General features: G+C 39.9%; 27 protein-coding genes, 1 pseudogene and 1 riboswitch. Of the genes and pseudogenes, 17 read left to right on the forward strand and 11 right to left on the reverse strand.

The window, feature by feature from the left end; all coding sequences use genetic code 11:
• Window positions 1-149 precede the first annotated feature (149 nt).
• Window positions 150-1,790 (reverse strand): M4 family metallopeptidase, encoded by a 1,641-nt coding sequence (locus ACZ5B7_RS06515; RefSeq protein WP_464493162.1) that lies wholly within the window; start codon window positions 1,788-1,790, stop codon window positions 150-152.
• A 248-nt stretch (window positions 1,791-2,038) separates the two neighbouring features.
• Between ACZ5B7_RS06515 and ACZ5B7_RS06520 the strand changes: the two genes are divergently transcribed.
• Window positions 2,039-2,362: a BC1872 family protein gene (locus ACZ5B7_RS06520; RefSeq protein WP_464494444.1), complete on the forward strand. Its 324-nt coding sequence runs from the start codon at window positions 2,039-2,041 to the stop codon at window positions 2,360-2,362.
• A gap of 47 nt (window positions 2,363-2,409) precedes the next feature.
• On the opposite strand, the gene ACZ5B7_RS06525 is transcribed toward ACZ5B7_RS06520, so the two are convergent.
• The gene (locus tag ACZ5B7_RS06525; RefSeq protein ID WP_464493163.1) at window positions 2,410-3,021 is read right to left on the reverse strand and encodes a hypothetical protein; all 612 of its coding nucleotides are present in this window, start codon (window positions 3,019-3,021) and stop codon (window positions 2,410-2,412) included.
• Between the two features lie 182 nt (window positions 3,022-3,203).
• Between ACZ5B7_RS06525 and mgsA the strand changes: the two genes are divergently transcribed.
• Window positions 3,204-3,614 carry a methylglyoxal synthase gene (mgsA, locus tag ACZ5B7_RS06530; RefSeq protein ID WP_213146641.1) on the forward strand — a complete coding sequence of 137 codons (411 nt, stop codon included), beginning with the start codon at window positions 3,204-3,206 and terminating at the stop codon, window positions 3,612-3,614.
• 31 nt (window positions 3,615-3,645) lie between these two features.
• On the opposite strand, the gene ACZ5B7_RS06535 is transcribed toward mgsA, so the two are convergent.
• Genes ACZ5B7_RS06535 through ACZ5B7_RS06545 form a run of 3 tightly spaced genes read right to left on the reverse strand, consistent with a single transcriptional unit; the run spans window position 3,646 to window position 7,453 of the window.
• Window positions 3,646-4,761, reverse strand: a complete 1,116-nt coding sequence (locus tag ACZ5B7_RS06535; protein ID WP_464493164.1) for a GerAB/ArcD/ProY family transporter — start codon at window positions 4,759-4,761, stop codon at window positions 3,646-3,648.
• A 19-nt stretch (window positions 4,762-4,780) separates the two neighbouring features.
• Window positions 4,781-5,869: a Ger(x)C family spore germination protein gene (locus ACZ5B7_RS06540; RefSeq protein ID WP_464493165.1), complete on the reverse strand. Its 1,089-nt coding sequence runs from the start codon at window positions 5,867-5,869 to the stop codon at window positions 4,781-4,783.
• A gap of 60 nt (window positions 5,870-5,929) precedes the next feature.
• Entirely contained in the window at window positions 5,930-7,453 is a 1,524-nt protein-coding gene (locus ACZ5B7_RS06545; RefSeq protein WP_464493166.1) for a spore germination protein, read from the reverse strand.
• Between the two features lie 183 nt (window positions 7,454-7,636).
• Here ACZ5B7_RS06545 and ACZ5B7_RS06550 point away from each other — a divergent pair, with 183 nt between their 5' ends.
• The 9 genes and pseudogenes from ACZ5B7_RS06550 to ACZ5B7_RS06590 all read left to right on the forward strand — a co-directional run.
• Window positions 7,637-8,398 (forward strand): TerC family protein, encoded by a 762-nt coding sequence (locus ACZ5B7_RS06550; RefSeq protein WP_464493167.1) that lies wholly within the window; start codon window positions 7,637-7,639, stop codon window positions 8,396-8,398.
• A gap of 241 nt (window positions 8,399-8,639) precedes the next feature.
• Window positions 8,640-8,885, forward strand: a complete 246-nt coding sequence (gene gvpA / locus ACZ5B7_RS06555) for a gas vesicle structural protein GvpA (protein ID WP_464493168.1) — start codon at window positions 8,640-8,642, stop codon at window positions 8,883-8,885.
• Window positions 8,886-8,957: 72 nt separating this feature from the next.
• Complete coding sequence (gvpN, locus tag ACZ5B7_RS06560) at window positions 8,958-9,860, forward strand: gas vesicle protein GvpN (protein WP_464494445.1); 903 nt, start codon at window positions 8,958-8,960, stop codon at window positions 9,858-9,860.
• The gene (locus tag ACZ5B7_RS06565) at window positions 9,860-10,624 is read left to right on the forward strand and encodes a GvpL/GvpF family gas vesicle protein (protein WP_464493169.1); all 765 of its coding nucleotides are present in this window, start codon (window positions 9,860-9,862) and stop codon (window positions 10,622-10,624) included. The genes gvpN and ACZ5B7_RS06565 overlap by 1 nt, the downstream gene beginning before the upstream one ends.
• The gene (locus ACZ5B7_RS06570; RefSeq protein ID WP_464493170.1) at window positions 10,614-10,844 is read left to right on the forward strand and encodes a gas vesicle protein GvpG; all 231 of its coding nucleotides are present in this window, start codon (window positions 10,614-10,616) and stop codon (window positions 10,842-10,844) included. The genes ACZ5B7_RS06565 and ACZ5B7_RS06570 overlap by 11 nt, the downstream gene beginning before the upstream one ends.
• A gap of 20 nt (window positions 10,845-10,864) precedes the next feature.
• Entirely contained in the window at window positions 10,865-11,695 is an 831-nt protein-coding gene (locus tag ACZ5B7_RS06575) for a GvpL/GvpF family gas vesicle protein (RefSeq protein ID WP_464493171.1), read from the forward strand.
• Window positions 11,695-11,934: a gas vesicle protein gene (locus tag ACZ5B7_RS06580; protein WP_423801250.1), complete on the forward strand. Its 240-nt coding sequence runs from the start codon at window positions 11,695-11,697 to the stop codon at window positions 11,932-11,934. Before ACZ5B7_RS06575 ends, ACZ5B7_RS06580 begins: the two co-directional genes overlap by 1 nt.
• A complete protein-coding gene (locus tag ACZ5B7_RS06585) occupies window positions 11,906-12,169 on the forward strand; it encodes a gas vesicle protein K (protein ID WP_464493172.1) in 264 nt (87 codons plus the stop codon). The genes ACZ5B7_RS06580 and ACZ5B7_RS06585 overlap by 29 nt, the downstream gene beginning before the upstream one ends.
• Window positions 12,170-12,191: 22 nt before the next feature.
• A pseudogene (locus tag ACZ5B7_RS06590) lies at window positions 12,192-12,482 on the forward strand (gas vesicle protein); the annotation flags it as partial.
• Window positions 12,483-12,651: 169 nt separating this feature from the next.
• On the opposite strand, the gene ACZ5B7_RS06595 reads toward ACZ5B7_RS06590, so the two are convergent.
• The gene (locus tag ACZ5B7_RS06595) at window positions 12,652-13,131 is read right to left on the reverse strand and encodes a hypothetical protein (RefSeq protein WP_464493173.1); all 480 of its coding nucleotides are present in this window, start codon (window positions 13,129-13,131) and stop codon (window positions 12,652-12,654) included.
• A 95-nt stretch (window positions 13,132-13,226) separates the two neighbouring features.
• Here ACZ5B7_RS06595 and ACZ5B7_RS06600 point away from each other — a divergent pair, with 95 nt between their 5' ends.
• The 6 genes from ACZ5B7_RS06600 to ACZ5B7_RS06625 all read left to right on the forward strand — a co-directional run bounded on the left by ACZ5B7_RS06600 (window position 13,227) and on the right by ACZ5B7_RS06625 (window position 18,276).
• Window positions 13,227-13,823, forward strand: coding sequence for a vWA domain-containing protein (locus ACZ5B7_RS06600; RefSeq protein ID WP_464493174.1), 597 nt, complete (start codon window positions 13,227-13,229; stop codon window positions 13,821-13,823).
• Between the two features lie 81 nt (window positions 13,824-13,904).
• Entirely contained in the window at window positions 13,905-15,020 is a 1,116-nt protein-coding gene (locus ACZ5B7_RS06605; RefSeq protein ID WP_464493175.1) for an NAD(P)/FAD-dependent oxidoreductase, read from the forward strand.
• A gap of 192 nt (window positions 15,021-15,212) precedes the next feature.
• A riboswitch (SAM riboswitch) is annotated at window positions 15,213-15,322 on the forward strand.
• Window positions 15,323-15,420: 98 nt separating this feature from the next.
• Window positions 15,421-16,434, forward strand: coding sequence for a methionine ABC transporter ATP-binding protein (locus ACZ5B7_RS06610; RefSeq protein ID WP_464493176.1), 1,014 nt, complete (start codon window positions 15,421-15,423; stop codon window positions 16,432-16,434).
• Window positions 16,424-17,098 carry a methionine ABC transporter permease gene (locus ACZ5B7_RS06615; RefSeq protein ID WP_464493177.1) on the forward strand — a complete coding sequence of 225 codons (675 nt, stop codon included), beginning with the start codon at window positions 16,424-16,426 and terminating at the stop codon, window positions 17,096-17,098. The genes ACZ5B7_RS06610 and ACZ5B7_RS06615 overlap by 11 nt, the downstream gene beginning before the upstream one ends.
• Before the next feature lie 19 nt (window positions 17,099-17,117).
• A complete protein-coding gene (locus tag ACZ5B7_RS06620; protein WP_464493178.1) occupies window positions 17,118-17,957 on the forward strand; it encodes a MetQ/NlpA family ABC transporter substrate-binding protein in 840 nt (279 codons plus the stop codon).
• A 100-nt stretch (window positions 17,958-18,057) separates the two neighbouring features.
• The gene (locus ACZ5B7_RS06625) at window positions 18,058-18,276 is read left to right on the forward strand and encodes a hypothetical protein (RefSeq protein WP_464493179.1); all 219 of its coding nucleotides are present in this window, start codon (window positions 18,058-18,060) and stop codon (window positions 18,274-18,276) included.
• Between the two features lie 179 nt (window positions 18,277-18,455).
• On the opposite strand, the gene narI is transcribed toward ACZ5B7_RS06625, so the two are convergent.
• From narI to ACZ5B7_RS06650, 5 genes are read right to left on the reverse strand one after another with little or no spacing between them, the layout of a single operon-like run.
• Complete coding sequence (gene narI / locus ACZ5B7_RS06630; protein ID WP_464494446.1) at window positions 18,456-19,151, reverse strand: respiratory nitrate reductase subunit gamma; 696 nt, start codon at window positions 19,149-19,151, stop codon at window positions 18,456-18,458.
• A gap of 15 nt (window positions 19,152-19,166) precedes the next feature.
• Window positions 19,167-19,766: a nitrate reductase molybdenum cofactor assembly chaperone gene (gene narJ, locus ACZ5B7_RS06635; RefSeq protein WP_464493180.1), complete on the reverse strand. Its 600-nt coding sequence runs from the start codon at window positions 19,764-19,766 to the stop codon at window positions 19,167-19,169.
• A complete protein-coding gene (gene narH / locus ACZ5B7_RS06640; protein ID WP_464493181.1) occupies window positions 19,766-21,268 on the reverse strand; it encodes a nitrate reductase subunit beta in 1,503 nt (500 codons plus the stop codon). The genes narJ and narH overlap by 1 nt, the downstream gene beginning before the upstream one ends.
• Window positions 21,258-24,923: a nitrate reductase subunit alpha gene (locus tag ACZ5B7_RS06645; RefSeq protein ID WP_464493182.1), complete on the reverse strand. Its 3,666-nt coding sequence runs from the start codon at window positions 24,921-24,923 to the stop codon at window positions 21,258-21,260. Before ACZ5B7_RS06645 ends, narH begins: the two co-directional genes overlap by 11 nt.
• Window positions 24,910-25,200, reverse strand: a complete 291-nt coding sequence (locus tag ACZ5B7_RS06650) for a hypothetical protein (protein WP_464493183.1) — start codon at window positions 25,198-25,200, stop codon at window positions 24,910-24,912. The genes ACZ5B7_RS06645 and ACZ5B7_RS06650 overlap by 14 nt, the downstream gene beginning before the upstream one ends.
• Window positions 25,201-25,215: the final 15 nt, after the last annotated feature.

Raw genomic sequence — 25,215 nt, forward strand, 5'->3', positions numbered from 1 at the left:
TGAATTTTGTAGTGAAGGAGCAAAATTATGTAGTAAGCCTCCTGAATTTTGTAATGAGTTCCTATTTTTATGAAATTAGCGCAGTGAAATTTGAATTGAAAAAGAAGCTCCAACCCATGCTGGAGCTTCTTTTTATTTTATAAAAAAATTTAATATACGCCAACCGCATCAAACGATTTATTGACTGCGGTAACCTCCGCAGAGCTAGCCCCATAAAGGTCCGCAGCAGCTTGTACCAGAGCAGCGCGTGCCTGGCTGAAGGTAGAGGAGGCTGTTAAGTAGATGGTATTTGCACGATAATAAATTGCCCCCACTTTATCGTTGCCAATTCCTTGAACCATGACACCATAATGAGTTCCGCCGGCAGCCAACAGATAGGCAGCTTTATTGATAATGCCACTGTTCGTATGAACGCCGCCGTTGTCACTTGTTCCAGTATAACGTTTTGAATAATGATCCGGATCGCCGTATTTCGTCGGATCACTCATCGAACGAAGGGCATCGTTTGCCTTTGCTGGAGTATAAACGTCCTCGCCAATCTCATAATCTGGATTTTTCCCATTATAAAATTCAACAAGTGTACCAAAAATATCAGAAATGGCTTCATTTAATGCTCCGGACTCATTTTGGTAGACCAAATCGGAACTAGTGTCTGTAACCGCATGGGTCAGCTCGTGGGCAACAACATCAATACCACCTGATAACGGGATAAAGGTAGTTCCGTCTCCGTCCCCATACACCATTTGGGTGCCATTCCAGAAGGCGTTATTGTAGTTTCGTCCATAGTGGACCGTAGACTTTAAGGCTCCGCCGTTATTATCATAGGAATTCCGGCCAAAGACATTTTTATAATAATCATAGGTTTTACCTGCATAATAGTGAGCATCAACTGCAGGGCTTTCATACGAGCTATTTAGGAGGTTGTCAACACTTGTCCAAAGTGACCCCGGCGTACGGGAACGGTTGGATGCATCGTATGTGATTACCCCGTTTCCTCTTGTATTATCCTGCAGATAATAAGTTGAACTGGATAAAAGCATGTTTAAGGCCTTCGTATCACCTAAAACACCAACTCCGCTGCCCGTTGTATTTGTACCTGTTACGCCTGGGCCGGTTTTTGCTTCATGAAGGTCATTGTATTTATTTAAAATTTCCCCAGTGGATGCATCAATAAAATAATTATAATTTCCTGGCTTTGGTTCGAGGAAATTTAAGTTTACTAGATATGCATAGTTAGCATCATTACCCTGTGTGAAAACAACCAGGTCGGCAGATGGCTTTTTCTCGTAATCAGGAGAAATCCCAAGATCGGCTTCCGCAATTTTTATTGCTTGATTGGCATTGACCTTTTTCTCCTTTTTCAGACCCTTTTTCGTTTCAAGGTCCGGGGTGACTGTTCCGGAGAACACATTCAGAGTTCCGTCCTCCGCGACAAATGCTGCCTGTGCAGCGCCCCAAACAGGAACACCGTTGTACAATTGTTGGAGTCTCAGCGCCGTTCCGCCAAGCTTGTCTTTATTGCTGGAGGTGATTTTGAACGATTCCAGTGCGGATTTGGAACCAAGTTTAAATTTGTCTTTGTTAGCGTTTACATATTCAAGAACAATGGCTTCTGCACTTTTACCTGATGGGTTTGTAAGCTTGCCTGAAATAAACTCTGGGGATCCAGCTAGCTCATTGTATTTGTAGTTGGACAGGACATTTTTGGGTGCGGCAAATGATGATGCTGGGGCAATGGCACTGGCGGCAAGACCGATTGACAATCCGAAAGCTAAAACCTTTTTCTTCACTAAAACTCCTCCTTGGAAAACCTATTAATTTTTAAAACTATCATATTACCTCGAAAGGTCGTGAATTCATTTTACTATCAAAAAAAGCACTGGAAAAGAAAAGGCTTTCATTTTGTTGTTGGGAAAAAAATCAAAAAGTACAGAAAATTTTTTAAAAAAGACAGTGGCAATTTTAAAAATACTGTTATATAATTCTTTGTAAATACTAAAGTTGTTATATAACAATGTGGATGAAAGGGGAAAAAATGATGAACAAGGTAGATTCAATTGCACGGAGAATTCTAGGTTGGAAGTTAAATAGGTGGGATCGTTGGTACGATTATGAAAAGGGAATGTTCATCCATGATGCAGACTTTCAACCGGAGCACAACCTGGATCATGCGATGATCATTGTTGACAGATTAGAGAATTTAGGATTTACCTATACAAACAAAGGGCCATCAGAGGTTTGCTTCAATGATGTAACGGGAACTGGGGAAACATTGGCCCAGGCAATCACCAATGCAGCCTACTCCATCATCGAAAGAAGCACAGAAGCTGTCAGCAACAGACTATGGTCGAAGCTTTGCTAAATTAACTCAAAAAAATGGACCGTCTTCGATAGACGATCCATTTTTAATTACTTCGCACCTGCCGGCTTTAAGTTTTTCCTTTCAAGCCATGTCACACCAATATATAATACGGCCATTGTTACCCCAGTTCCAACCGCAAATCCACCGCCATGAACAAGAACGGCGGCAATCCACAGAATACTAAGAACAAAGTGAGCCGAGCGAATCGGTTTTTTCTTCTTTCGGTCCAGTACATATCCGTATATAGCCAAACAAAACAGCAATAAAAAGGCAGAAGCGCCCGTTAAATTGTCTGTTTTGGTGAATTCCTTAATTAAATAGTATCCGCCATGGATGACAACAAGGGCCAAGGCCGCCCAGCCGGCATACGTATGAAGGCTGTGAGCTTTTCGTGCACCAATCTTAACAATTGGAAACGGAGATTTCAGTTTCTTTTTCAAAAGAAACCATGAAAAACTCAACGCTCCGGCCAAAATCGCACCGTTCCCCATGAGTTTAAAAATTCCGCCTTCATCCTCGCGGTCCCGGGGCTTACCTGCTAAATTTTCCGGACCATCGTGAGGATTTGTAATTTGATAAAATAGAAATAATCCGATTAGGATGAGGCAAATTAAAACTGTAATGATAATAGGAATATAAATCTTAAAATTCTTTTTCATTCGGCCCTCCCTCTTAAAATTATTATTTCCTCCATTCTAAAGGACCAATCTTAAATTTTTCTTAAAAACATCCTAATATTCAAAAAAAACAAGCGGGGAATCACATGAATTATCGACTTTAAGGTAGGAAAAGGTTTAAGATATTAAATAGAGTGAATTGAAATAAGAACGGGGTGTATGTTTTGAAAATTGCTTTTATAGCACATGACCAAAAGAAAAATGACATCGTAAATTTTGCAGTCGCATATGAGCCGATTTTTTGCAAGCATGAATTATATTCCACAGGTACGACAGGCAGCAGAATTATGGATAAAACAGATTTAAAAATTACACGTTTTAAATCGGGGCCGCTGGGGGGAGATCAGGAGATTGGTTCTTTAATTGCTAAAAACCAAATGGATATTGTTTTCTTTTTCCGGGATCCATTAACAGCACAGCCGCATGAGCCGGATATTTCAGCGCTTATCCGCCTTTGTGATGTGTATTCTATACCGTTGGCCACCAATATGGGAACTGCGGAAATACTGATCCGTGGCTTGGAGCGCGGTGACTTGGAGTGGCGGAATCTTGTGCATGAGCAGCAAGGTGAATAAAGTATTAAAACAGGGAAAGCATCATTCATAATCAACAGTTATGTCTGATGCTTTTTTTGTTTTTAATCTTGTTCTTGATGAAAGTGATGATAAATAGAAGCGGTATATAACCATAAAGGAATATAAATCCGCTATAGCTGTAAAACTTATTCAATACTTGTGTAAAGTACATATCAACTAAAATGCTATCGTACAAAAAATAACAGAGAAGAAAAAAGAATAGGGCCCATGTGGGTTTAATCTTAATAAAGGTCAATTTAATCGTCCGAATAGAAGCCCATAAATAAAGACAAATGGGTGGAATAATGACCAGCAGCCAGGTGAAAAGAAATATAAACTCAAATCGTTCCAAAAATGGAAATGAGATAATTTTAATCATGGTAAGGGTGGGCCAGGTTAATAGTTTTAGTTTTCCTTGGGTGAAGAATGAAAAGGTTGTGATTGTGACGACAAGGTAAAGAATTGTTGTGTATAATAATGCGAAATGGCCCCATTTACTGGATCTTTCCCCATTTTTTATAAACGGAAAATAAACAAGCATGGTTTCGAATCCAAAAAATAAAGGCCCAGATTCCTTTGCTGAGAGGATGTAATCCTTCATCCCATGATTAAAGAACGGCATAAGGTATGAAAATTCACTGTAGCTAAGTAAGTAAAATATAGATAGCAGCAACCCGCTTGGAATAATGACTCCCCAAAAGGCAATTCCCGTTATGACTCGAAACCCTCCAGCAATTAAATAATAAGTGATGACACAAAGGAGAAGGGAAAATTCCCAAGCATTAATCCCTTCAAACACCCAGATTTGCAAAATATCAACATAAGAATGCATGAGTAATAATCCTGCCAATAAAAAGTAACAAACCATGAGCATATTCAGCATTCCACCCATAAATTTTCCAAATGTATCCGTATGGAAAGAAATAATATCCTTCTCGCTTGCGTGTGTAAGGATATAGACCATCATCAGGAAAACTAGGTGCAGGCTTAGTCCAATTAAAAGAACGGAGACCCATGCATCCTGTCCAGCACCCTTAATAATTTTTGATTGGTATTTTAATACAGTGATTCCTGTCTGGGAGGAATGAATCAGGAAGAACAGGAAATAAGGTGATACCATCATATTTTCTTTAACCCTAGTCTGCATGATCATTCCTCCTTGCTTATTATTTTTCAAGACCGGTATGGATGATTTCCAAATTCACCTTCACATGGATAGGCAGGTTGGGATATTTTTTGTAGAAGGTAGTCTCCTCCCAATTCTTGTCTCGTGCACGAACGATGTTTCCTATCCCAAGCGGATCGACTTTATTTTCTTTAAAAGTATTTAATAATTGTTCCACTCGTTTTTTGACTTCCTCTTCAATCATGGTTTTTAGCCGTTTGAGGTCCGTATCATTTGAAAGGTCCAACCAGTCTGGATATTTAAAAACGGTCCACTCAAGGTTCATGGTGAGGTTCAATTCCGGATTGTTTTGTTTGTTTATTAAATCCCAATTTTTCTTGCTCCTGAACCCACGGACAATAATAATCCCCCGTTGACCATTGTCATCCACTTTAAATCGATGCCATCCTTGAGTTTTCACCGTTTCTAAGATGGAAAAGAAAAAGCTCTGCTCCTCGTTTAACTGCAACTTAAACTTGTCACCCTTGAAGATTCCGACTCCGCCAACGTCAATACCGTTATTTCTGTTTATGGAAACAATCGGTACATAGGCATCCATCCCGTCACCAAAGAAATGGTTTAAAAAAACATGAAGGTTCATATCCGGAAGATTTTGTGTTAGCATATTTTGTTTTAATCTGTCAGCTAAGGTAAGGTCTTCTCCCTCTTTTATGGCCTTCAGTATTTCTTGTGCTGATTTTTCCGAAACCACAATTTGAATGTTAGTTCCAAGCTCCGGGGTGGTAATGAATCGTTTGATGATATCGCTTATATTTGTCTTGGCATATTTTTTGCTAAAGACTAATACTCTGATTTTCGACAGCTTTATAGGAGTACTGGTGTACTTGTCCATTTTTTCATAGATCACCGAATTGGGAGGCGCATGTTCAGTTAAATATTGAATATTTGGATTACCCCTGCTTTTTGTATAGTTTGGATACAATACTGTACCAACCAATTGTCCATCTTTAGAGACATCAAATCCATATACATGAACAATGCTTAATTGATCGATGATGTTCATTCTTGCACAACCGATCAGAAGGACGAAACAAAGGATGACTAAGAACAATGTTTTCCATTTTTTCATTCGAATCGCATCTTTCCCTTTTGATTTATCATGCATTACCGGGCCGTGACAGTGTGTACTTTATTCGGAATTAAGCCCATCTTCCGAATCTTGATTATCCTTAGGATTGAAACTAGTTCGGCTAAGCGGCCGTAAATAGGGAGAGAGTTTTTTTTGACGAATAAAGTTAAGACGTGTAAAAGAAGTGAAAAAACCGCCTTTCCTATAGGGGAAAAGTGGCAGCATATAAGGAACTCCGAAAGATTTAAGGCGCAGTAAATGCCCAATTAAAAAAACGATCCCTACATAAATCCCTAAACCACCCCAAATCGCCGCCAGCAGGATAAACGGATACCGCAATAGCCTGACTGCATTGGACATTTTATAAATCGGGGTGGTAAAGGAAGACAAGGCTGCCAATGCAACTAGAATCAATAAAATATTACTGGTTAATGCCGCCTCAACAGTTGCCTGGCCAATCACAATGCCCCCGACAATCCCAAGCGTCTGTCCGATTTTCGTTGGTAATCTCGCCCCTGCCTCTCTAAGTAATTCAATGGTGATCTCCAGGAATAACACTTCTACCACAGGCGGGAAAGGAACATTAGCTCTAGAGAAAATAATCGGCCCTAATAAATCCTTTGGGACTACTTCAAAATGAAAAGTTAAAATCGCTACATAAAATGGCGTAACAAAAATGGAAAATAAGATGCCAATAATCCGAATTAATCTAAAAAATGTTGCAACCACCCAAGGTAAGTAGTAATCCTCAGGCGTTGCAAAAAAATTCATTAACGTCGTTGGTCCTGTGATGGCATAGCATGATTTATCACTTAAAATGGCAATACTACCGGAAATCAAGGTGCTAACGGTTCTATCTACTCTTTCCGTAGTGAGATACAAAGGAAATATGGTTGAGGAGTGATCAGAAATTAACTGTTCCAATTGTGTGTTATCATAAATGACTTCTATATCAAGGTCTTGGATCCGCTGTTTAACTGTTTGAACGTATTGCGGATTTGTCACTCCCGCCAAATGGGCGACAATCACTTTTGTTTTAGACCTTGTCCCTACTTCAAATTCTTCGAAGATAAGGTCGGATGTGACTAAATGGCTTCGCAATAAATGAAGGTTTGTAGTTAAATCCTCAATGAATCCAACTTTCGGGCCAATCACGCTAAACTCATTTTCGCCTTCATTTGTTTCCCGCATGCCAAGCCGGGAGTTTTCTAGACTAATGAGGGCATATTCCCGGTTGTCATTACGTAAATGGACCATGGCGGCTCCTTTAAAGAGCCCTTTTTCAATTTCTTTTGCATCTCGGGTTATCTGAAAGTTTTCTAATGGAATAATCCTTTTTAAATCAGATAGTGTGGTGATGACAGTAGAATTCTCCTTAATCTTTTGAAGCAGTGAGCGATGAAGTAAATCGTAATCAATTAACGTGCTATAGTAACTTACTATTATGAAATCATCTTTCGATGGAGAAGATATCGTCGAAAAATCACTGGATTGATTGGCTTTATCCAATACTTCACTGATGGTTTTTTCTTGCGTTTCATAATGTGTAACCGTTTTTTGTTTTGGCCTCTTTTTAAAAAACATTTGTCCACCACCAGACTTCTAATGACCATGTTAAGTTAGTATTTAACAGCAAAAATGGAATTATGTACTAATAGAGGGACACGACATAAAATAGCTAACTCAACGATATTGCAGCAAAATAATTTTATAAAAATCTTGACAAGTAGTAATATTAGATAGAGAACAACAAAGGAGTAATGTTGAATGGTAGATAATATTTTAGCCACTTATGTCTCGATGCTTGACTGGCATATGTGGGCAGAGGTATTAACTTCGCCTAAGGCTTGGGGATTAATTCTCTCATTGGCTGTACTGGAATGTATCTTATCGGCGGATAATGCGCTGGTGTTGTCGGCGTTCGTAAAACCTTTACCGAAAAAGCAGCAAAAGAAAGCATTGGTATACGGTCTTTGGGGAGCGTACGTATTTCGCTTTATTTTCATCGGACTGGGAACGTTTTTGATCAAGCTTTGGTTTATTAAATTAATTGGTGCGTTGTATTTACTTTGGCTTGCTGTTAAGTTCTTTATTGACAGATTTAAGAGCAGTGAGGATGGAGAAGAGGAAAAAGCACGGGAGCCAAAGGGCTGGTTAATGAAAACATTTGGAGTCTTCTGGGCGACTGTTATCAGCGTTGAGCTGATGGATTTGGCTTTTTCAGTGGATAGTATCCTTACCGCGCTGGCGGTTTCCGATGAGGTCTGGGTCATTCTGCTGGGCGGAATGATTGGAATTCTTATGATGCGGGGCGTTGCCACGTTTTTCATCGGCTTAATGAACCGAGTACCGGAGCTTGAAACAACGGCTTATGTGCTGATTACCTTTATTGCTGTAAAAATGGGATTGACACTTATCGATATTCATATTGCAAATGAGATCTTTATCGTTGTCCTTGTCTTGGCGTTCCTAGTTACCTTTATCATTCATGGGATTCGTTCCAGAAGAGGAGAAAAAGTATCACATTAGAATAATATTGGACCCAGTCTTCGGACTGGGTGTTTTTTTGTTGGCAACTTTTGTTAACTCACTTGATATTATTCAAATATAAGAACACTTGTCTATGCCAATCATACTCTTGTTCATATACTATAGAAATTCGTATTATCTATGATTGTAATGAAGGGACGGCCTTCAGTAACTGCAGGTGAATGAGTGAATATTCTATAGGAATCTCCCGTGTTTTTTGTCAATGAAAGGAGGGGATGAAATGGCTGCCATTCAAAAAAGTGTAGATTCATCAAGCTTAGCCGAGGTTGTTGACCGTATTCTGGATAAAGGCGTGGTTATTGACATCTGGGCTTGTGTTTCGTTAGTTGGAATTGAGCTGCTTACAATTGAGGCACGGATTGTTATTGCCAGTGTAAAAACATGGTTGAAATATGCAGATGCGGTTGGACTCCTTAAAAAGGATAAAGAAGATGATGAACTTCTTGAAATGGAAGAAGCAGTTTAAATAGTTTGAAAAGCTGGAGCCGAGGCATATTTTTAAAGCCTTGGCTTTTTTGCTAAAAGAAAGGAGTAAATGATGTTGAATCAGCGAAGGGAGATAGATGGAGATGGAGGGTTTGTTAAAACTGCATTTTTCGATGAAATTATATTGAGGAGCCTCCGATATATGCAGGCCGGCTATCCTGTCCATTTTGTCGGTCCATCCGGTGTAGGAAAGACAAGCTTGGCTTTATATATCGCAAAGCAATTTAACAGGCCTGTTACCGTTATCCGCGGACACCATGAAATGTCAAACAAAGATCTGTTAGGGCATCATTATGGTGTTGTTAAGCGAGAGGTAGTAGATAATTATATTCGGTCAGTCTATAAAACAGAAAAAGAAATAAAACCAATTTGGGTCCAGGGACAGCTGATCGATGCCGTGAAAAACGGCCATATCGTAATTTACGATGAGTTCTCACGTTCTCGCCCAGAAACGAATAATATATTTTTAGCCCTATTGGAGGAGAAAATTCTCCCGGTTTACGGGAAAGAGAAGGAAACGTTTGTAAAATGCCATCCGAACTTTTCCATCATTTTTACGAGTAATCCGGATGAATATGCAGGGACCTTTCATACCCAAGATGCGCTTTTAGATAGGCTGATAACGATTAACCTCGATTATTGTGACAAAGAAACAGAGGCTGAAATAATCAAAAAGAAAACTGAAATTAGCGAATTCGAAGCAAATGAGGTGGTAAGACTCGTTTCCAATCTTAGAAGCTATGGAAAGAGATTTTGCCCGAGCTTGCGGGCCTCACTTATGATTGCCACGATTGCAAAGGAGGCAAATATACCGATTGGCCCTGGGAACAAAGATTATCAGACACTTTGCTTCGATGTATTAACAAGACCGGTGAATCAAAATTTTCCTGATTTAAAGCATAAAGAAATTAAGGAGCTAATTTTACAGGAAATGTTGAGAAGGGAAGAGGGGTAATGGACCAGCAAAGCGGAGTGTATGTCTTCTGTGCGATTCGTGAAACAAAACCAAAAACATTTGGCAAAGTAACGATTAACGGACAGGAAAGCGAGATTTATACTATCCACTACAAAAATACCGCGATGATTGCTGCCAAGGCTAGTGGAGAAGTATTACCGGACCGTCATCATTTATTTGCTCATCAACAAACCATTACGGAGGTAATGAAACAATACTGTGTCATTCCGATGAGCTTTGGAAATGTGTTTCATTCTGATAAAGATGTACTGCTTATAATGGAGAATTTACATGATCATTTTGAAAACTTGTTTTTAGTATTAGACAACAAGATAGAAGTTGGTCTAAAGGTTATGGTCAGGCGGGAATGGGTGGAACAAGAAATAGCAAATGACCCAATTTTAAATGAATGGAAGTCTGGGAAAAAGAATCTCACTGCCCCCGGTTCTTTTTACGAGCAAATCCAATTGGGTGAATTAGCCCAAAACTTTGTATTACGTCTTGAAGCACAAGCAGACATGGAAATCTATGAACCATTATTGGAATTGGCAGAGGCAGGCAAGCAGAATAATACCATTCCCGGGAAAATTTTATTGAATGCCGCGTTTTTAGTGGACCGGGAACAAGAAGAAGCCTTTGACCAAAAGGTAAACGAATTATATGAATCCTGGAAGGATAAGGCGGAATTTAAATATTCAGGTCCATGGCCGGCGTATAACTTTGTCAATATTCGATTGAGGATTGAAGAAAATCATGATTCATAAATTATTTACACTGCCCATTCGATCGATACTAAAGCTTGCAGAGAAAATTCAGGATGAGGCTGAGCAGGAGCTTTACAATATTCCGTATATTCAACAGCAGTTGATGGAATTGCACCTGGCGTACGAAATGGGGGAACTAGACGAAGAAACCTACTTAGTGCAGGAACAAGAACTGCTTAACCGTTATAAAACAGCAAAAGAAAGAGAAAAAGGCGAGTAATGGGATTAAGGGGAGGTAACATGACTCTTACAAATGTAGATAAAGAATTCATTTATGTGTACGGAGTTTGCTTAGCAGCGGAACTGCAGAAATCAGAGGTTCCAGACGTTTTAGGAATTGACCACAGCCCCATTAACATAAAAATTTTTCAAGAGATAGCAGCTCTCGTTACCCCAGTAAATGCCACTAACTATTCCCAACAACAAATTGATTTTCAACTAAAGGATGCTAAATGGCTGCAGGGAAAAGCGTTTCATCATCATGAAATCATTGCAGAATTTCAGCGGAATTTTACCATTCTCCCGATGTCATTTTGTACAATTTTTCAAACCGAAGGTAATTTGGAAAGCTTACTGACCGGACAATACGATCTACTACTAGAAAAACTTACTTATCTTAAGGGGAAACAAGAATGGAATTTGAAGCTGTTTTGTGATTCGGGGCTGGCTTTATCCTATGTGTTAAAGAATAATCCAGCGATTACAGAGATGAAGCGAAAATTAGTCTCGATGCCAAAGGGAAAACAATTTTTGATGAGAAAAAAGCTTGATCAACTAGTCGCTGCGGAATTCGAGCTTGAGCAAGCCAAATGGCGCCATGAGATTTTACCCCAGCTTGGATCAGTCATTGATGATTCAAATCTCCGCCAAAATTGGGGAAAAGAAGTGACAGAAAGAAAAGATGAGATGGTCGGAAATTTTGATTTTCTTATTCACGAAAGTAAAGTGGAACAATTTTTAAATAAAATAGCTGAATTAGAAAAAACGTATGAAGCATTAGGATGTTCGTTTCAGATAACAGGACCATGGCCGCCCTACCACTTCACTAAGTTTGTGAAGGAGAAGGTGTAATGGAACGGTATCATCCCTTAGAAAACAAAGAAGTAACGCTTTTGGATTTATTAGATGGAATCATTGATACAGGTGTGGTGGTGCGGGGGGAAATCCTGATCTCTATTGCCGATATTGACTTAATCATTGTCGACCTTAAGCTGCTTATATCATCTATTGAAAGTGCTTTTGGTTCCTATGAACGTATGAATGGCAGGGAGGGAATAGAAAATGGAACGCTTGCCGCTAGACTCCAATAGTGTGGAGCAAGGGTTAGCTAAATTAGTCCTGACGATTATCGAATTGCTTCGCCAGCTGATGGAACGGCAGGCGATGCGGAGAGTGGAAAGTGATTCGCTTACGGATGAACAGTTAGAGGAATTAGGGCTGACACTGATGAGACTGGAAGAAAAAATGGAAGAATTAAAGATTGTCTTTGGTTTAGAAAACGAAGAACTAAATATAGAACTAGGCCCGCTGGGGAGATTATTGTAAGACGAACGACAGGAGAGATACTATGCCCATTCAGCATGCACCTCAATCTTCAAATTTGCTTGAGGTTTTGGAAAAAATCCTCGATAAAGGGGTCGTCATTGCGGGTGATATTAAAATATCCCTGGCGGATGTCGATTTATTAACAATCAAAATCAGGCTGTTGGTCGCCTCAGTTGATAAGGCAAGAGAAATAGGCATGGACTGGTGGGTGAATGATCCGTATTATTCTTCCAAAGCCAGATTGGAAGAGGGAGAACATGCCCGTCTACTGGAAAGAGTGGACCGATTGGAGCAATTGGTGGCAGAAAAATCATTGCCCGCTCCGGAAAAAGAAATTCTATTAGCACAGACCACTGATGGTAAATCTGAGCAATTGTTATTAGCGGATGATTTAGCGCAACAGTTGGACGATGCCGATAGTCATCCATCAGCAAATGGATAAGGGTTGATGTGGGGGAAGCCTGGTAAAGGCCCCCCTTTCTCTACTCTGCCACACCCATCAATGGCTTCAGACTAAAATAGTCCAGCGCTTGATTAACATCATGGACATCATATATTTTTTTCTCCAGACAAAATTGAATGACTAAATCAAAGGTATCGCTGTCAGATAAAGAGTAACCGGCTGAACTTAACAGTTTGTCGGTTTCTTTTTTGTTTAATTCAAGGGCCAATCCAAGGGCAACTACCGTATTTTTTCCTGGACGGTATTCGGGGTTGGAGCGGATTTTAGAAAAATGCCTGCGGTCCAATCCGGCTTTTTTATAGATTTCTAAGTCGGCGGCGCCCTTTCTATCTATCAATTTGAATAAAGTTTGGTTGAAGGTCGGCTGGCGTTTGTTTTTGATAAAATCCTCTAATTCGAGACTATGTATTTCATTAGACTCCATCATGGAGTAAGTAAGGAAGTTTAAGTTTTTTTCAACGTATTCCTGCAATTCTACTAGTAAGTGTTTGTCCAGCATAATTTTCCCCCCATAAATGTCGCTTGAGAGGCGACCATCTCCTAAATTTAATACCCTATTATTATTTTATAAACAATATTGAAAGGATGATAGTAATGAATACAAACTTAACGGAGATTATTTTTTTGCTGGATAGAAGCGGATCGATGGCAGGCCTTGAAAGTGATACGATTGGCGGGTTTAACGGGCTTATTGAAAAGCAGAGGAAGTTAGAGGGGGATACGTTGGTTACAGCCGTTTTATTTGATGACCAATATGAAATACTGTGGAATGGAATTGAGGCAAAGAAGGCTGAACTTACGAATCAGGATTATTACGTAAGAGGTATGACGGCAATGTTGGATGCAGTGGGGAAAACCATTCTTGACGTAGGATATCGGTTATCCACAACTCCTGAAAATGATAAGCCCGGTAAGGTAATATTTGTGATCACGACTGATGGAATGGAAAACGCAAGTAGTGAATTTTCCTATACAAAAGTGAAGGAACTCATCAAGCACCAAAAGGAGAAATATAATTGGGAGTTTATCTTTTTGGGGGCAAACATCGATGCTAAGGAAGAAGCGGGCTGTCTTGGGATTGATGTTGAAAATGCCTTTAACTTCGAAGCATCTGAAAAAGGTGTTGAGATTATGTATAATATGGTGTGTGAGCAAGTAATGGAGAGAAGGCAGCGCACAAAGGAACTTTAAAGCAGTAGTGTATTTGTTGTAATATATATAGTATCTACTTTGCTCAGTCTGTAAGACTGAGTTTTTGTATTGAGGTGAGTTATGCAAAAGGTAATTGTAATTGGGGCAGGAATACTCGGAGCATCCACTGCTTATCACCTTGCAAAATGGGGGGCCGAGGTTATCATAGTGGACCGGCATGTCCCCGGTCAAGCCACTGACGCAGCTGCGGGGATTGTTTGCCCATGGTTGTCCCAACGGCGTAATAAAGCCTGGTACCAGTTGGTTAAAGGTGGAGCCCGGTATTATCCAGAATTAATAGCTCAGTTAGAAGCAGATGGGGAAAAAGATACGGGTTATAAACGAGTTGGGGCATTAAGTATTCACACTGATCCAGCAAAGTTGGAAAAGATGGCAGAACGGGCACGGACCCGTTGGGAGGATGCTCCCGAAATCGGCGAAATAACAATTTTATCTCCAACTGAAACGAATCGACTTTTTCCGCCGTTGTCCAATGAATATGGCGCGGTTTATGTTAGTGGCGGGGCACGTGTAAATGGCCGAGCATTGCGTACTGCGCTTGTAGACGCCGCAGTCAAGAATGGAGCCCAAGTTGTTAAAGGGGATGCTTCATTAATTAGTAGTGATAATAAAGTCCAAGGAGTTAAAGTATCAGATAGGTCATTTTTTGCTGATCAAGTCATAGTCACTGCAGGAGCGTGGGCAAAGGAACTTTTGGATCCGCTGGGAGTTGAATTTTTGGTAAGGCCACAAAAGGCGCAAATCATACATCTACATATGCAAGATATGGACACAAATTCGTGGCCTGTAATCATGCCACCATCCGATCAATATATTCTATCCTTTGAAGGTGGGCGTGTCGTCATTGGAGCAACTCATGAAAATGATGCTGGATTTGATAATCGGGTAACGGCTGGAGGTGTCCAAGAAATCTTAAATAAAGCTTTGGCAGTTGCTCCAGGACTTGCCAGTGGAATGATATTGGAAACTAGGGTAGGTTTTCGTCCTTTTACTCCCGGTTTTCTTCCCATTATTGGAGCTATTCCGAATTATGAAGGAATCTTATTAGCCAATGGTCTCGGTTCATCAGGATTAACCAGCGGACCATACTTAGGGGCAGAACTCGCTAAACTAGCACTCGGAAAACAATTGGAAATTGATATTCATAACTATGATGTTGCTGGTGCTCTAGCCTAATGTTATGCACAAAGAGCTTTTCATGCGAAAAGCTCTTTTCTAATCGAATAAAAAAATTTTTAAATTAATAATAAGTTGATATGACAATATTGAAAACGCTATCGGGTAAATTGCGCTATAATTTAGATGATTGACAAAACAAAAATAGATTTGTACTATCTTAATATAACTTAATTATTTGTTAATTTAATTTTCTTATCCAGAGCGACCGAGGGACATGGCCCGATGACGTCCGGCAACCCCCGATTGGGAAGGTGCCAATTCCTGCAGAATGACTGTACTATCATTCTGAAAGATAAGCCGAAATTCTATTTAATTTCGACGCCCCTTTCAGAATGAATGGGGCTTTTTGTTTGGGTATAAAGTCTAGTTTAGATATCGGAAAAATGAGGTAATCAGTATGATTGAAATAAAGAACCTTAGTAAAATTTATAAGACAAAAAAGGGTGAAGTAAAAGGTGTTGACAATGTTTCACTAACCGTCCAGGAAGGTGAAATCTTTGGTATTGTCGGCTATTCAGGCGCCGGAAAAAGCTCCCTGCTCAGATGTATTAATCTATTAGAACGTCCCACATCGGGAAGTATTATGGTTGATGGCACAAACCTTACCTCCCTTAAAGGCGAGCAACTACGTTCAGCTAGGCTTAAGATTGGTATGATTTTCCAACACTTTTATTTAATCAGTCAAAAAACGGTTTACGAGAATATTGCGTTTTCTTTAAAAGCGGCCAACATGCCAAAAGAACAAATTAAAATTAGAGTAGAGGCACTCCTTGAAATGGTCGGCCTTTCTGATAAACGTGATGTCTATCCATCCCAACTCAGCGGTGGTCAAAAACAACGAGTCGGTATTGCAAGGGCTCTCGCAAATAATCCGAAGGTGCTTTTATGTGACGAAGCAACATCTGCACTTGACCCTACGACAACAAAGTCGATACTCAATCTATTGAAAAAAATCAATAAAGAACTTAACATCACCATTGTATTGATCACTCACGAGATGGATGTTGTAAAAGAAATCTGCAGCCGGATGGCAATTATGCAGGAAGGACGAGTTGTGGAGGAAGGTTCGGTATATGATATTTTTGCCAACCCGCATACAGAACTTACAAAAGAATTTATTGAGAGTGTCGTGACCCTTGAAATCCCGGAAGTCATTCTAAAAAGCTGCCAGGGGCCAATAATAAAAGTTACCTTTAAAGGTAAGGTGGCGGGAGAGGGAGTCATTTCTGATACTCTTCAACAATTTAACGTAAAAGGGAATTTCCTCCATGGCTCGATTGAATACATTCAAGAGTTGCCGCTTGGTATTTTCATAATGGAGCTAAAGGGACAAAAAGAAGAAGTCCAAAAAGCCCTTCAATACATTGAGAACCGGGCAGCACAGGTGGAGGTGTTACACAATGGGCTTTGATTTTGCACATCTGATGGAGCTTATTCCGGATATTAATAAAGCATTTTTTCAAACCATCTATATGATTGCGATTTCGTTGGTCGTATCGACGATAATCGGATTGCCGGTTGGGATATTGCTTTACATAACCGATAAAGGATTGTTTATGGAAAATCGAGCCGTCCAGAATGTCCTGGGTTTTATTGTCAACATGGTCCGGTCGATTCCTTTCATTATATTATTGGTGGCATTGCTCCCACTGACAAACATACTCGTAGGGACTACCATAGGCCCAACTGCCGCCAGTGTTTCGCTATCGGTTGCGGCAATTCCGTTTTTTGCAAGGATTGTTGAAAATGCATTGAGAGAAATTGATAAAGGAGTAATCGAAGCAGCTATTGCCGCCGGGGCAACCCCGTGGATGATTATAAAAGATGTCCTATTACTTGAAGCAAGATCCGGCATTATCTCAGGTGTCACTTTAACACTCATCAGTTTAGTAGGATTTTCCGCTATGGCCGGAACAGTCGGCGGCGGCGGTATTGGAGACTTGGCGATTCGCTTCGGTTATTACCGGTACGACAATACCATTATGATTTCAACAGTTTTAATCTTAATTATTTTAGTTCAGGTCATTCAGCTTCTTGGTGACTATATCGCCAAAGTTGTAGATAAAAGAAGATAAATAAAGGGGAGAAATTATTATGAAAAAATGGTTAACAAGCATTCTATTACTTTGTGTAGTCTTTGCACTAGCTGCTTGCGGTAGCAACACTGAAAAAGCAGCCAGTGGAAAAGAGAAAGCAACAGAATCAAAAGAAATTAAAATAGGCGCGACTGCCGGCCCATATAGCGACATGGTAACAAAAGCGATTAAACCAGGCCTAGAGAAAAAAGGCTACAAAGTTGAAATTGTTGAATTCAGTGACTATATCCAGCCAAACAAAGCATTAAACAATGGCGATATCGATGCAAACCTTTTCCAGCACACGATTTACCTTCAAAATTTCGCGAAAGAAAACAACATGGATTTAACAGCACTTATTTCTGTGCCAACTGCACCAATGGGAATTTATTCAAACACAATAAAATCGATTAAAGATGTAAAAGAAGGGGCAACTGTTACACTTCCAAACGACCCGACAAATGCAGCACGTGCTTTGAACACACTTCGTGATGCAGGACTTATCACTATCAAAGCAGATGCGGATCCACTAAAAGTATCTGAAAAAGACATCGCTGAAAACAAGAAAAACCTTAAGTTCCAGCCAATCGAAGCAGGCCAGCTTCCACGCTCTGTTGAAAGTGCAGATTTAGCTGCTGTACCTGGAAATTTTGCTCTTGCTGCAAAAATGAATCTGTTAGATGCATTAACTCTAGAAGACATGGCAGACAATTACCGTAATATTGTCGCAGTAAAAACCTCCAACAAGGATTCACAGTTATCAAAAGATATTAAAGCTGTTGTTGAATCAGCAGATTTTGAAAAAGTGATTGATGACCAATTCAAGGGTTTTGGAAAACCATCTTGGATGAAAAAATAATTGTCAGCAAAGCAGGATATGGATTTTAATTCCATATCCTTTTTATGTTGGATATACAATAGCCTAATGGTGAATCCTATGATAAAAAGGAGGATGCCAGATGGGTTTTTTTAAAGGAAATGAAGAAAAGGAAAATCTAGAAGCGGTTCTCAAAGATTCTCTAGAAATAGAAGAAGATTTGATGCGTACATATTTAATTACCGCCGAACGGGTTCATGACGATGATGAGCTAAAAGAACGTCTAGAAAACTTTGCGGAAGGGAATGCGAAGAGGACAAAACAGCTAATTGATGAGTTAAATGAAACAAAAGAGACTTAAGATTTACAAATTTATTAAATGAATGAGTCCTATCATAACAAGGCTTTATCAAGTAGATAAATTAACATGGAAAAGCAGTGCAGTTTTCAGTTGTGAAATGCACTGCTTTTATTGTTGTATTGTTAATTCTTAAAAAAGAACGGTTATATCAGGTAAGGCAAAACCTTCTTAAACTAGTTCTACCTGCTATTCTTATTATAACCATTTCTTGATCGGTACTGTTGCGGAGCACGTGAAGGATACCTTAATGGAAAACTGAACATATGGACTAGAGTTGTAAATGGGATAGCAGCAAATAAAATAAACGCTACAATGATATGAATTTTAAAGAGCAAGGGCACCCCAAGCATTAAATCCGACCTTGGATGGAATGTGAACAAACTTCTGAACCATGGTCCGATTGATAAACGGTATTCGTATGCCCCTACGGTTGTATTATAGACGATCGTCATATATGCCCCAAGCCCTGCAACTAATATAAGCCATATGATGGTGAAATAACTTGTCCCGGTAGTATGGGCACGAACCCTTGGTGAATTGAATTTTCGAATCAGCATCAAAACTAGCCCAATTACCACCATGAGACCCGCAAGACCACCTCCTGCTATCGCAAAGAAATGATAGATATGGTCTTTGACTCCGAGTGCATTGTATACACGTAGTGGAATTAATACGCCCATTACGTGTCCAACAAAAGCAAAGATAATCCCATAGTGAAATAGGACAGATGCAATTCCCAATCCTTTTTTTTCAAAAATTTCTGTTGAAGGCGCAGTCCAACTTTTGCCACGGAAAACAAAACGATAAAATGTTGCAATAATTAGGATTGTTCCGCAAATATAAGGAAAAATTGTCCACCAAAATACAACTTCCATCATAGCCCCTCCTTTTTAGCGATACATCAATGGATATGGCAACTCATCCAGGTCAGCATCTTCCCGAAGTCTTTCTAAAGCAGAGATCTCTTCTGCATTCGGAGTTTCAAAAACATACATCATCCCTAATTCAAGCACTTTCTTGTAAGGATTATCCTCAGGAAGATTTGTTAAGATCCGGTCAACGGCATAGGCAATTCTTCTTGAAAGTTTGTTGATTTTTTCCTCTTCGGGTACAACCGCCAAAAGTTCTAACAACATAGGGATATAATCTGCCATATCATGTCCAATGTAATCAAGTCCGGCTTCAGATATGAGTTTTTGTAATTGGATAAGAGCAAAACCGCGTTTTCTGCTGTCTCCTAGTTCATGTGCAGTTAAATATAGATTGGTTCCTTCCTTATAATCAAAGGTCTCTACATATAGCTGCTCCAATTGCACCGATGGCATTTGATAGAAGGGAGAAATTCTATTCAATACTTCCTTTTGAATATCCTCTGATGTGATAGATTCGCAAATAAAGCTTATGATTGTTTCTTGATCTTCAAAAAAAGAAGTATCCGGATAATCCAAGAGACGCGATAAAAGCATTAAAATCGCTTTTTCTTCATTCATTATGCATTTTCACTTCTTTCAAATGGATAGGTCATCATACCTTCAGGAGGAGCTAAATCTTCAATGCTGCACGCTCCCTGTTTGTAATGTAAGTCATCATTCATTTCACGACGGCCAGTCGGAATGACAAATCGTTCATTGTATTTTGCAACTGCAAGTAACCGAGCCATCTCTTCTAATTCTTCATTATGGGTACCTGCTTCATCCATTAATTTAGTCAACTTTTGTTCGTCCACTCCACCAACGGTTTTTGACCTCATATAAACCCTCATCGCTGCCATTTTTAATAAGACCTTACGAATAACAGAAGTATCATCAGCAGTTAAAATCGAAGCCAAATACTCCATTGGAATTCTCATTTGATCTACTGCTGGAATATAGCCTTCCGCACTTAAATCTTGTTCGTTAGTAATGTGGTTCATAATCGGGCTAAGCGGCGGTACATACCATACCATTGGAAACGTCCGGTATTCTGGGTGAAGCGGAAGTGCAATCTTCCACTTTATTGCCATCTTATAGATTGGAGATTCTTGTGCACTTAAAATCCAACTATGATTGATTCCTTGTTTTTCTGCTTCCGCAATGACTTCAGGGTCAAATGGGTCTAAAAATACGGAGAGTTGGGATTCATATAAATCTTTAGGATCTTTAACGGATGCAGCCTCTTTCACCCGATCTGCATCATACAAGACCACACCAATATATCGAATTCGACCTACACAAGTTTCTGAACAAATGGTCGGTAAACCGGCTTCAGTTCTCGGATAACAGAAATTACATTTTTCGGCTTTGTGTGTATTCCAGTTATAGTACACCTTATGATATGGACATCCATTCATACAAAACCGCCATCCCCGACAAGCATCCTGGTCTACTAATACAATTCCATCTTCGTCCCTTTTATATAAAGCACCAGAAGGGCAAGAGGCAACACAGGAAGGATTTAAGCAATGCTCGCATATCCTTGGCAGGTACATCATAAAGGTCTTTTCATATTCCGTTTTAACGTGTTCCTGAAGTTTTCGTACATTCGGGTCATTTGGAACAGATTCGCTCCCTCCCGCCAAATCATCATCCCAGTTTGGACCCCATACCGGTTTATCGATATAGTTTCCTGTAATCATGGAACGAGGACGGGCTACAGGTAAACTATCTCCTTTATCCCGTTTGTGAAGATGCTGAAAATCATACGTCCATGGCTCATAAAAATCATTTAAATCTGCCATATTGGGATTGTAAAAAATATTCGCCAATTTTGTAAGAGGTCCACCGGCTCTTAAATGCAATTTACCGTTTCGCAACACCCAACCGCCTTTATAGCGGTTGGTGTTTTCCCATTCCTTTGGATAGCCTACCCCAGGTCGTGTTTCAACGTTATTGAACCACACATACTCCATTCCAGGTCGGTTGGTCCATACATTTTTACAAGTAACAGAACAAGTATGGCAACCAATACACTTATCAAGGTGCATGACCATTGCAACTTGTGCCTTAATCCTCAAGCCAATCGACCTCCTTCAGCGGTCTAATAATCGCCATTGTGTCTCTCTGACTACCAGTCGGTCCATAATAATTAAATCCATAACTTAATTGAGAATAACCGCCAATCATATGTGTGGCTTTTGGATAAATTCTGGTCACACTGTTATGGGTTCCACCACGTACTTTGTTAATGTTATTCCCAGGAACCCCCATATGCCTGTCTTGAGCGTGGTACATATAAACTGCACCTCTTGGCATACGGTACGTTAAAACAGCTCTAGCAGCAACAGCACCATTGCGGTTATATACTTCAATCCAATCGTTGTCTTTAATGCCGATAGCGGCTGCATCTTCTTCATTCATCCAAACGACTTGCCAGCCACGGAACAATTGAGCCATGTTATTCGTATCTGTAAACATGGTATGAATGCCCCATTTTTGGTGTGGAGTCATGTAACGCAATGAAATGGACTTTCCTTGATTTTCGACTTCTTTTTCTCCTTTCACAAAAGCGCCTCTTGTAATCGGAGGAATATATAAAGGAAGCCCTTCGCCAAAATCAAGCATCACTTCATGGTCAAGATAAAAGCTTTGCCTTCCAGTAAGTGTATGCCACGGTATATTAAATTCTTTGTTAATCGTAAACGGAGAGTACCGTCGATTATCCTTTTCGAGCCCACTCCATACTGGGGAAGAAAGGGTTGGTCTTGGTTGAATGGTTAAGGCGTCTAACGTATAATCTTCTTCCGCACGTTCCTCGGAAATATGAGTCAGTTTTTTACCTGTCTTTTCCTCCACGGATTTCCAACCTTCAACCGCTCGCTTGCCATTTGTAGCACCGGACATTAACAAAATGGCATTAATGGCTTTTATATCGGTATAAAGGTCAGGATAACCTTTTCCAATTCCTATATGTTTGGATGGTCCTAAGCGGTCAAGTAAATCCTTGTAAACTTGATCACCAGGAATTTTAACCCCTTTTGTTCCATATCCATTTTTAATATTTGGCCCAACGGTAATCCACATATCGTATACATTTGGATAATCACGTTTGACAAAATTAAAGTTTGGTAAGGTTTTTCCCGGTATTGCTTCCACTTCACCTTTTCGCCAGTCTTTGACTTTTCCGAAAGGCTGAGCAATTTCATTGATGGTATCATGTGCAAGTGGCGACAGAACAAGGTCCTCTTGAGCAGGAAGATGGTTTTTAGCAAGTTCAGAAAAACTTTTGGCAATTTCCCTAAATGCATCCCAGTCGCTTCTTGTCTCCCAAGGAGGAGAAATGGCTGCATTAAACGGATGGACAAATGGATGCATATCCGTGGTGCTAATATCGTATTTTTCATACCACGTAGCAGCTGGAAAAATAATATCGGAGAAAAGTCCTGAACTAGTCATTCGAAAATCCATGCTGACGAAAAGATCTGTTTTCCCTTCAGGTGGTTTTTCAGACAAGTTCACATCCTCGGGTTGCCAAGAATTTTCATAATCACCTAATACAGAATCTTGTCCGCCAATTAAATGCTTCACGAAATATTCATGTCCCTTTCCGCTATCTCCTAATAAATTTGAACGCCAGTTGAAAAAGACTCGCGGAAAATTACGTGGATCGTTTGGATTCTCAATGGCAAAGTCAAGCTTTCCTTCCACTAGTTGTTTTGTGATATCTTCGATAACCGCTTGATCATTTTTGTTTCCTGAGCGTGCTTCTCTTACTACATCTAAAGAATTTTGAGAAAGTTGTGGAAAGCTTGGTAACCATCCTAATCTTGCTGAAAGGGCATTAAAATCAGCTGGATGCATGCTGGAATATTTGCTTCCCCACTCTGATTCTTCTTCTTTTTTTTCATATTCATAGCGGAATTGCTCTGTTGCAAAATAAAAGAAGGAAGTACCGTTCATAAACCTTGGAGCCTTCACCCAATCATTAGCAAATGCAATTTGGGAGAATCCTTCAAGCGGACGTACTTTCTCTTGACCTACGTAATGGGCCCAACCCCCGCCATTTACACCTTGTGAACCGGTTAAAAGAATGAGATTTAAAATACAGCGATAAATTTGGTCACTATGATACCAGTGGTTTGTTCCACCACCCATTGCAATCATTGATTTACCCTTTGTCAATGCTGCATTTTCCGCAAATTCTCTGGCCACTTGAATGACATGAGCTTTGTTAACGCCTGTGATACTTTCTTGCCAAGCAGGAGTATAGGGACTTTGATCGTCATTATAGTCCTTTGGATAGTCACCCTTTAGACCTCTGTTAATTCCGTTATGGGCCAACATTAAATCATAGATAGTAGTAATGAGTAATTCATTTCCGGATTTATCTTTTATTTTTTTTACTGGAACTTCACGCTTAATCAAACCGCCATCCTTTTGGCCGAAGTAAGGGAATTCGACCATAGCGGTATCATCTGAATCATCTAAGAAGCTCATTTTGGGATTAATATTATATAAATCTAAGTTCCATTGATTTCCATTATCCCAGCGAAAACCTTGGCTGCCGTTAGGGATGGCAAAGTTATCAGTTGTTTCATCCCAAACCACTGTTTTCCATTCACCTAATTCTTCTTGGTCAGAAAGATCTGATGCACGTAAGAAACAATCAGAACGGTAACTATCATTTTTCTTTTTTAATGTGATTAAAAATGGCAAATCCGTATATTGTTTTGCATATTCCATAAAATATGGCGTTTCCTTATCTACATAGAATTCCTTTAAAATCACATGTGTCATCGCCATGGCAAGCGCTCCATCTGTCCCAGCTTTGGCAGGCAGCCACATGTCAGCAAATTTTTCGTACTCTGCGTAATCTGGGCTGACCCCGACTACTTTTGTCCCGTTGTATCTTGATTCCACCATAAAGTGGGCATCTGGTGTTCTCGTTTGTGGAATATTGGTTCCCCAAATAATAAAATACTTAGTGTTATACCAATCTGCACTTTCAGGAACATCTGTCTGATCACCCCAAACTTGTGGTGAAGCCGGTGGGAGGTCGGCATACCAATCATAGAAACTTAATATGGTTCCCCCGATTAAGGACAAAAATCTTGTGCCGCCACAATAGCTGACCATTGACATTGCAGGAATAGGGCTAAATCCAACGATACGATCTGGTCCATATTTTTTTATCGTATATATACTGGCGGCAGCAATCATTTCACAAAGGTCATTCCAATTCCCCCGAACAAAACCGCCTTTTCCTCTTGCTTTAACATAACGTTCACGCTTTATAGGGTCAGTAACGATATTTTCCCATGCCTGAACTGGGTTATTGGCTTTTTCCAATTCCTCTTTCCATAAAGAGTAGAGTTCGCCACGAACATATGGATATTTCACACGGGTTGGACTGTATGTGTACCATGAAAAGCTGGCACCACGAGGGCACCCTCTGGGTTCATATTCCGGAAAATCATCCCCAGTAGAAGGATAATCTGTTTGCTGTGTTTCCCAAGTGATAATCCCATCTTTTACGTGGATTTTCCAACTGCAAGAACCCGTACAGTTTACTCCATGAGTAGATCGTACGACTTTATCGTGTCCCCAACGATTACGGTAAGCTGACTCCCAATCCCGTGGACGCGGACTTTCTTCTGTCCAACCATCATTAATTCGGTCTCCGCGAACGAGATGTTTAAGAGAATGGAACAAATTATTCTTATGCTCCTCCATCGCACATCTCTCCTTCCTTTATTAAATCTCTTAGTGGGTTAAAGTTATCTCCCAATAATCGATAGGAATCTTTACTGACATTAAAATCTTCTACAAAAACATCCCAATTTGCCGAATTAGCAGCAGATAAGATGAGACGCTGCAATGTATTCATATCATTAATTTCATAAATTTTTTGGATCATTTCCCCCGGTAAAGTGCTGAATCTCATTTGTAAAACGGCAATCAAATCTTCTCGGTCATCAACCAAAAGTGCATCTGCTTGAAATGAAAACAAAAGCGTTTCAACTCC

Source organism: Neobacillus sp. S1115, assembly GCF_055385565.1.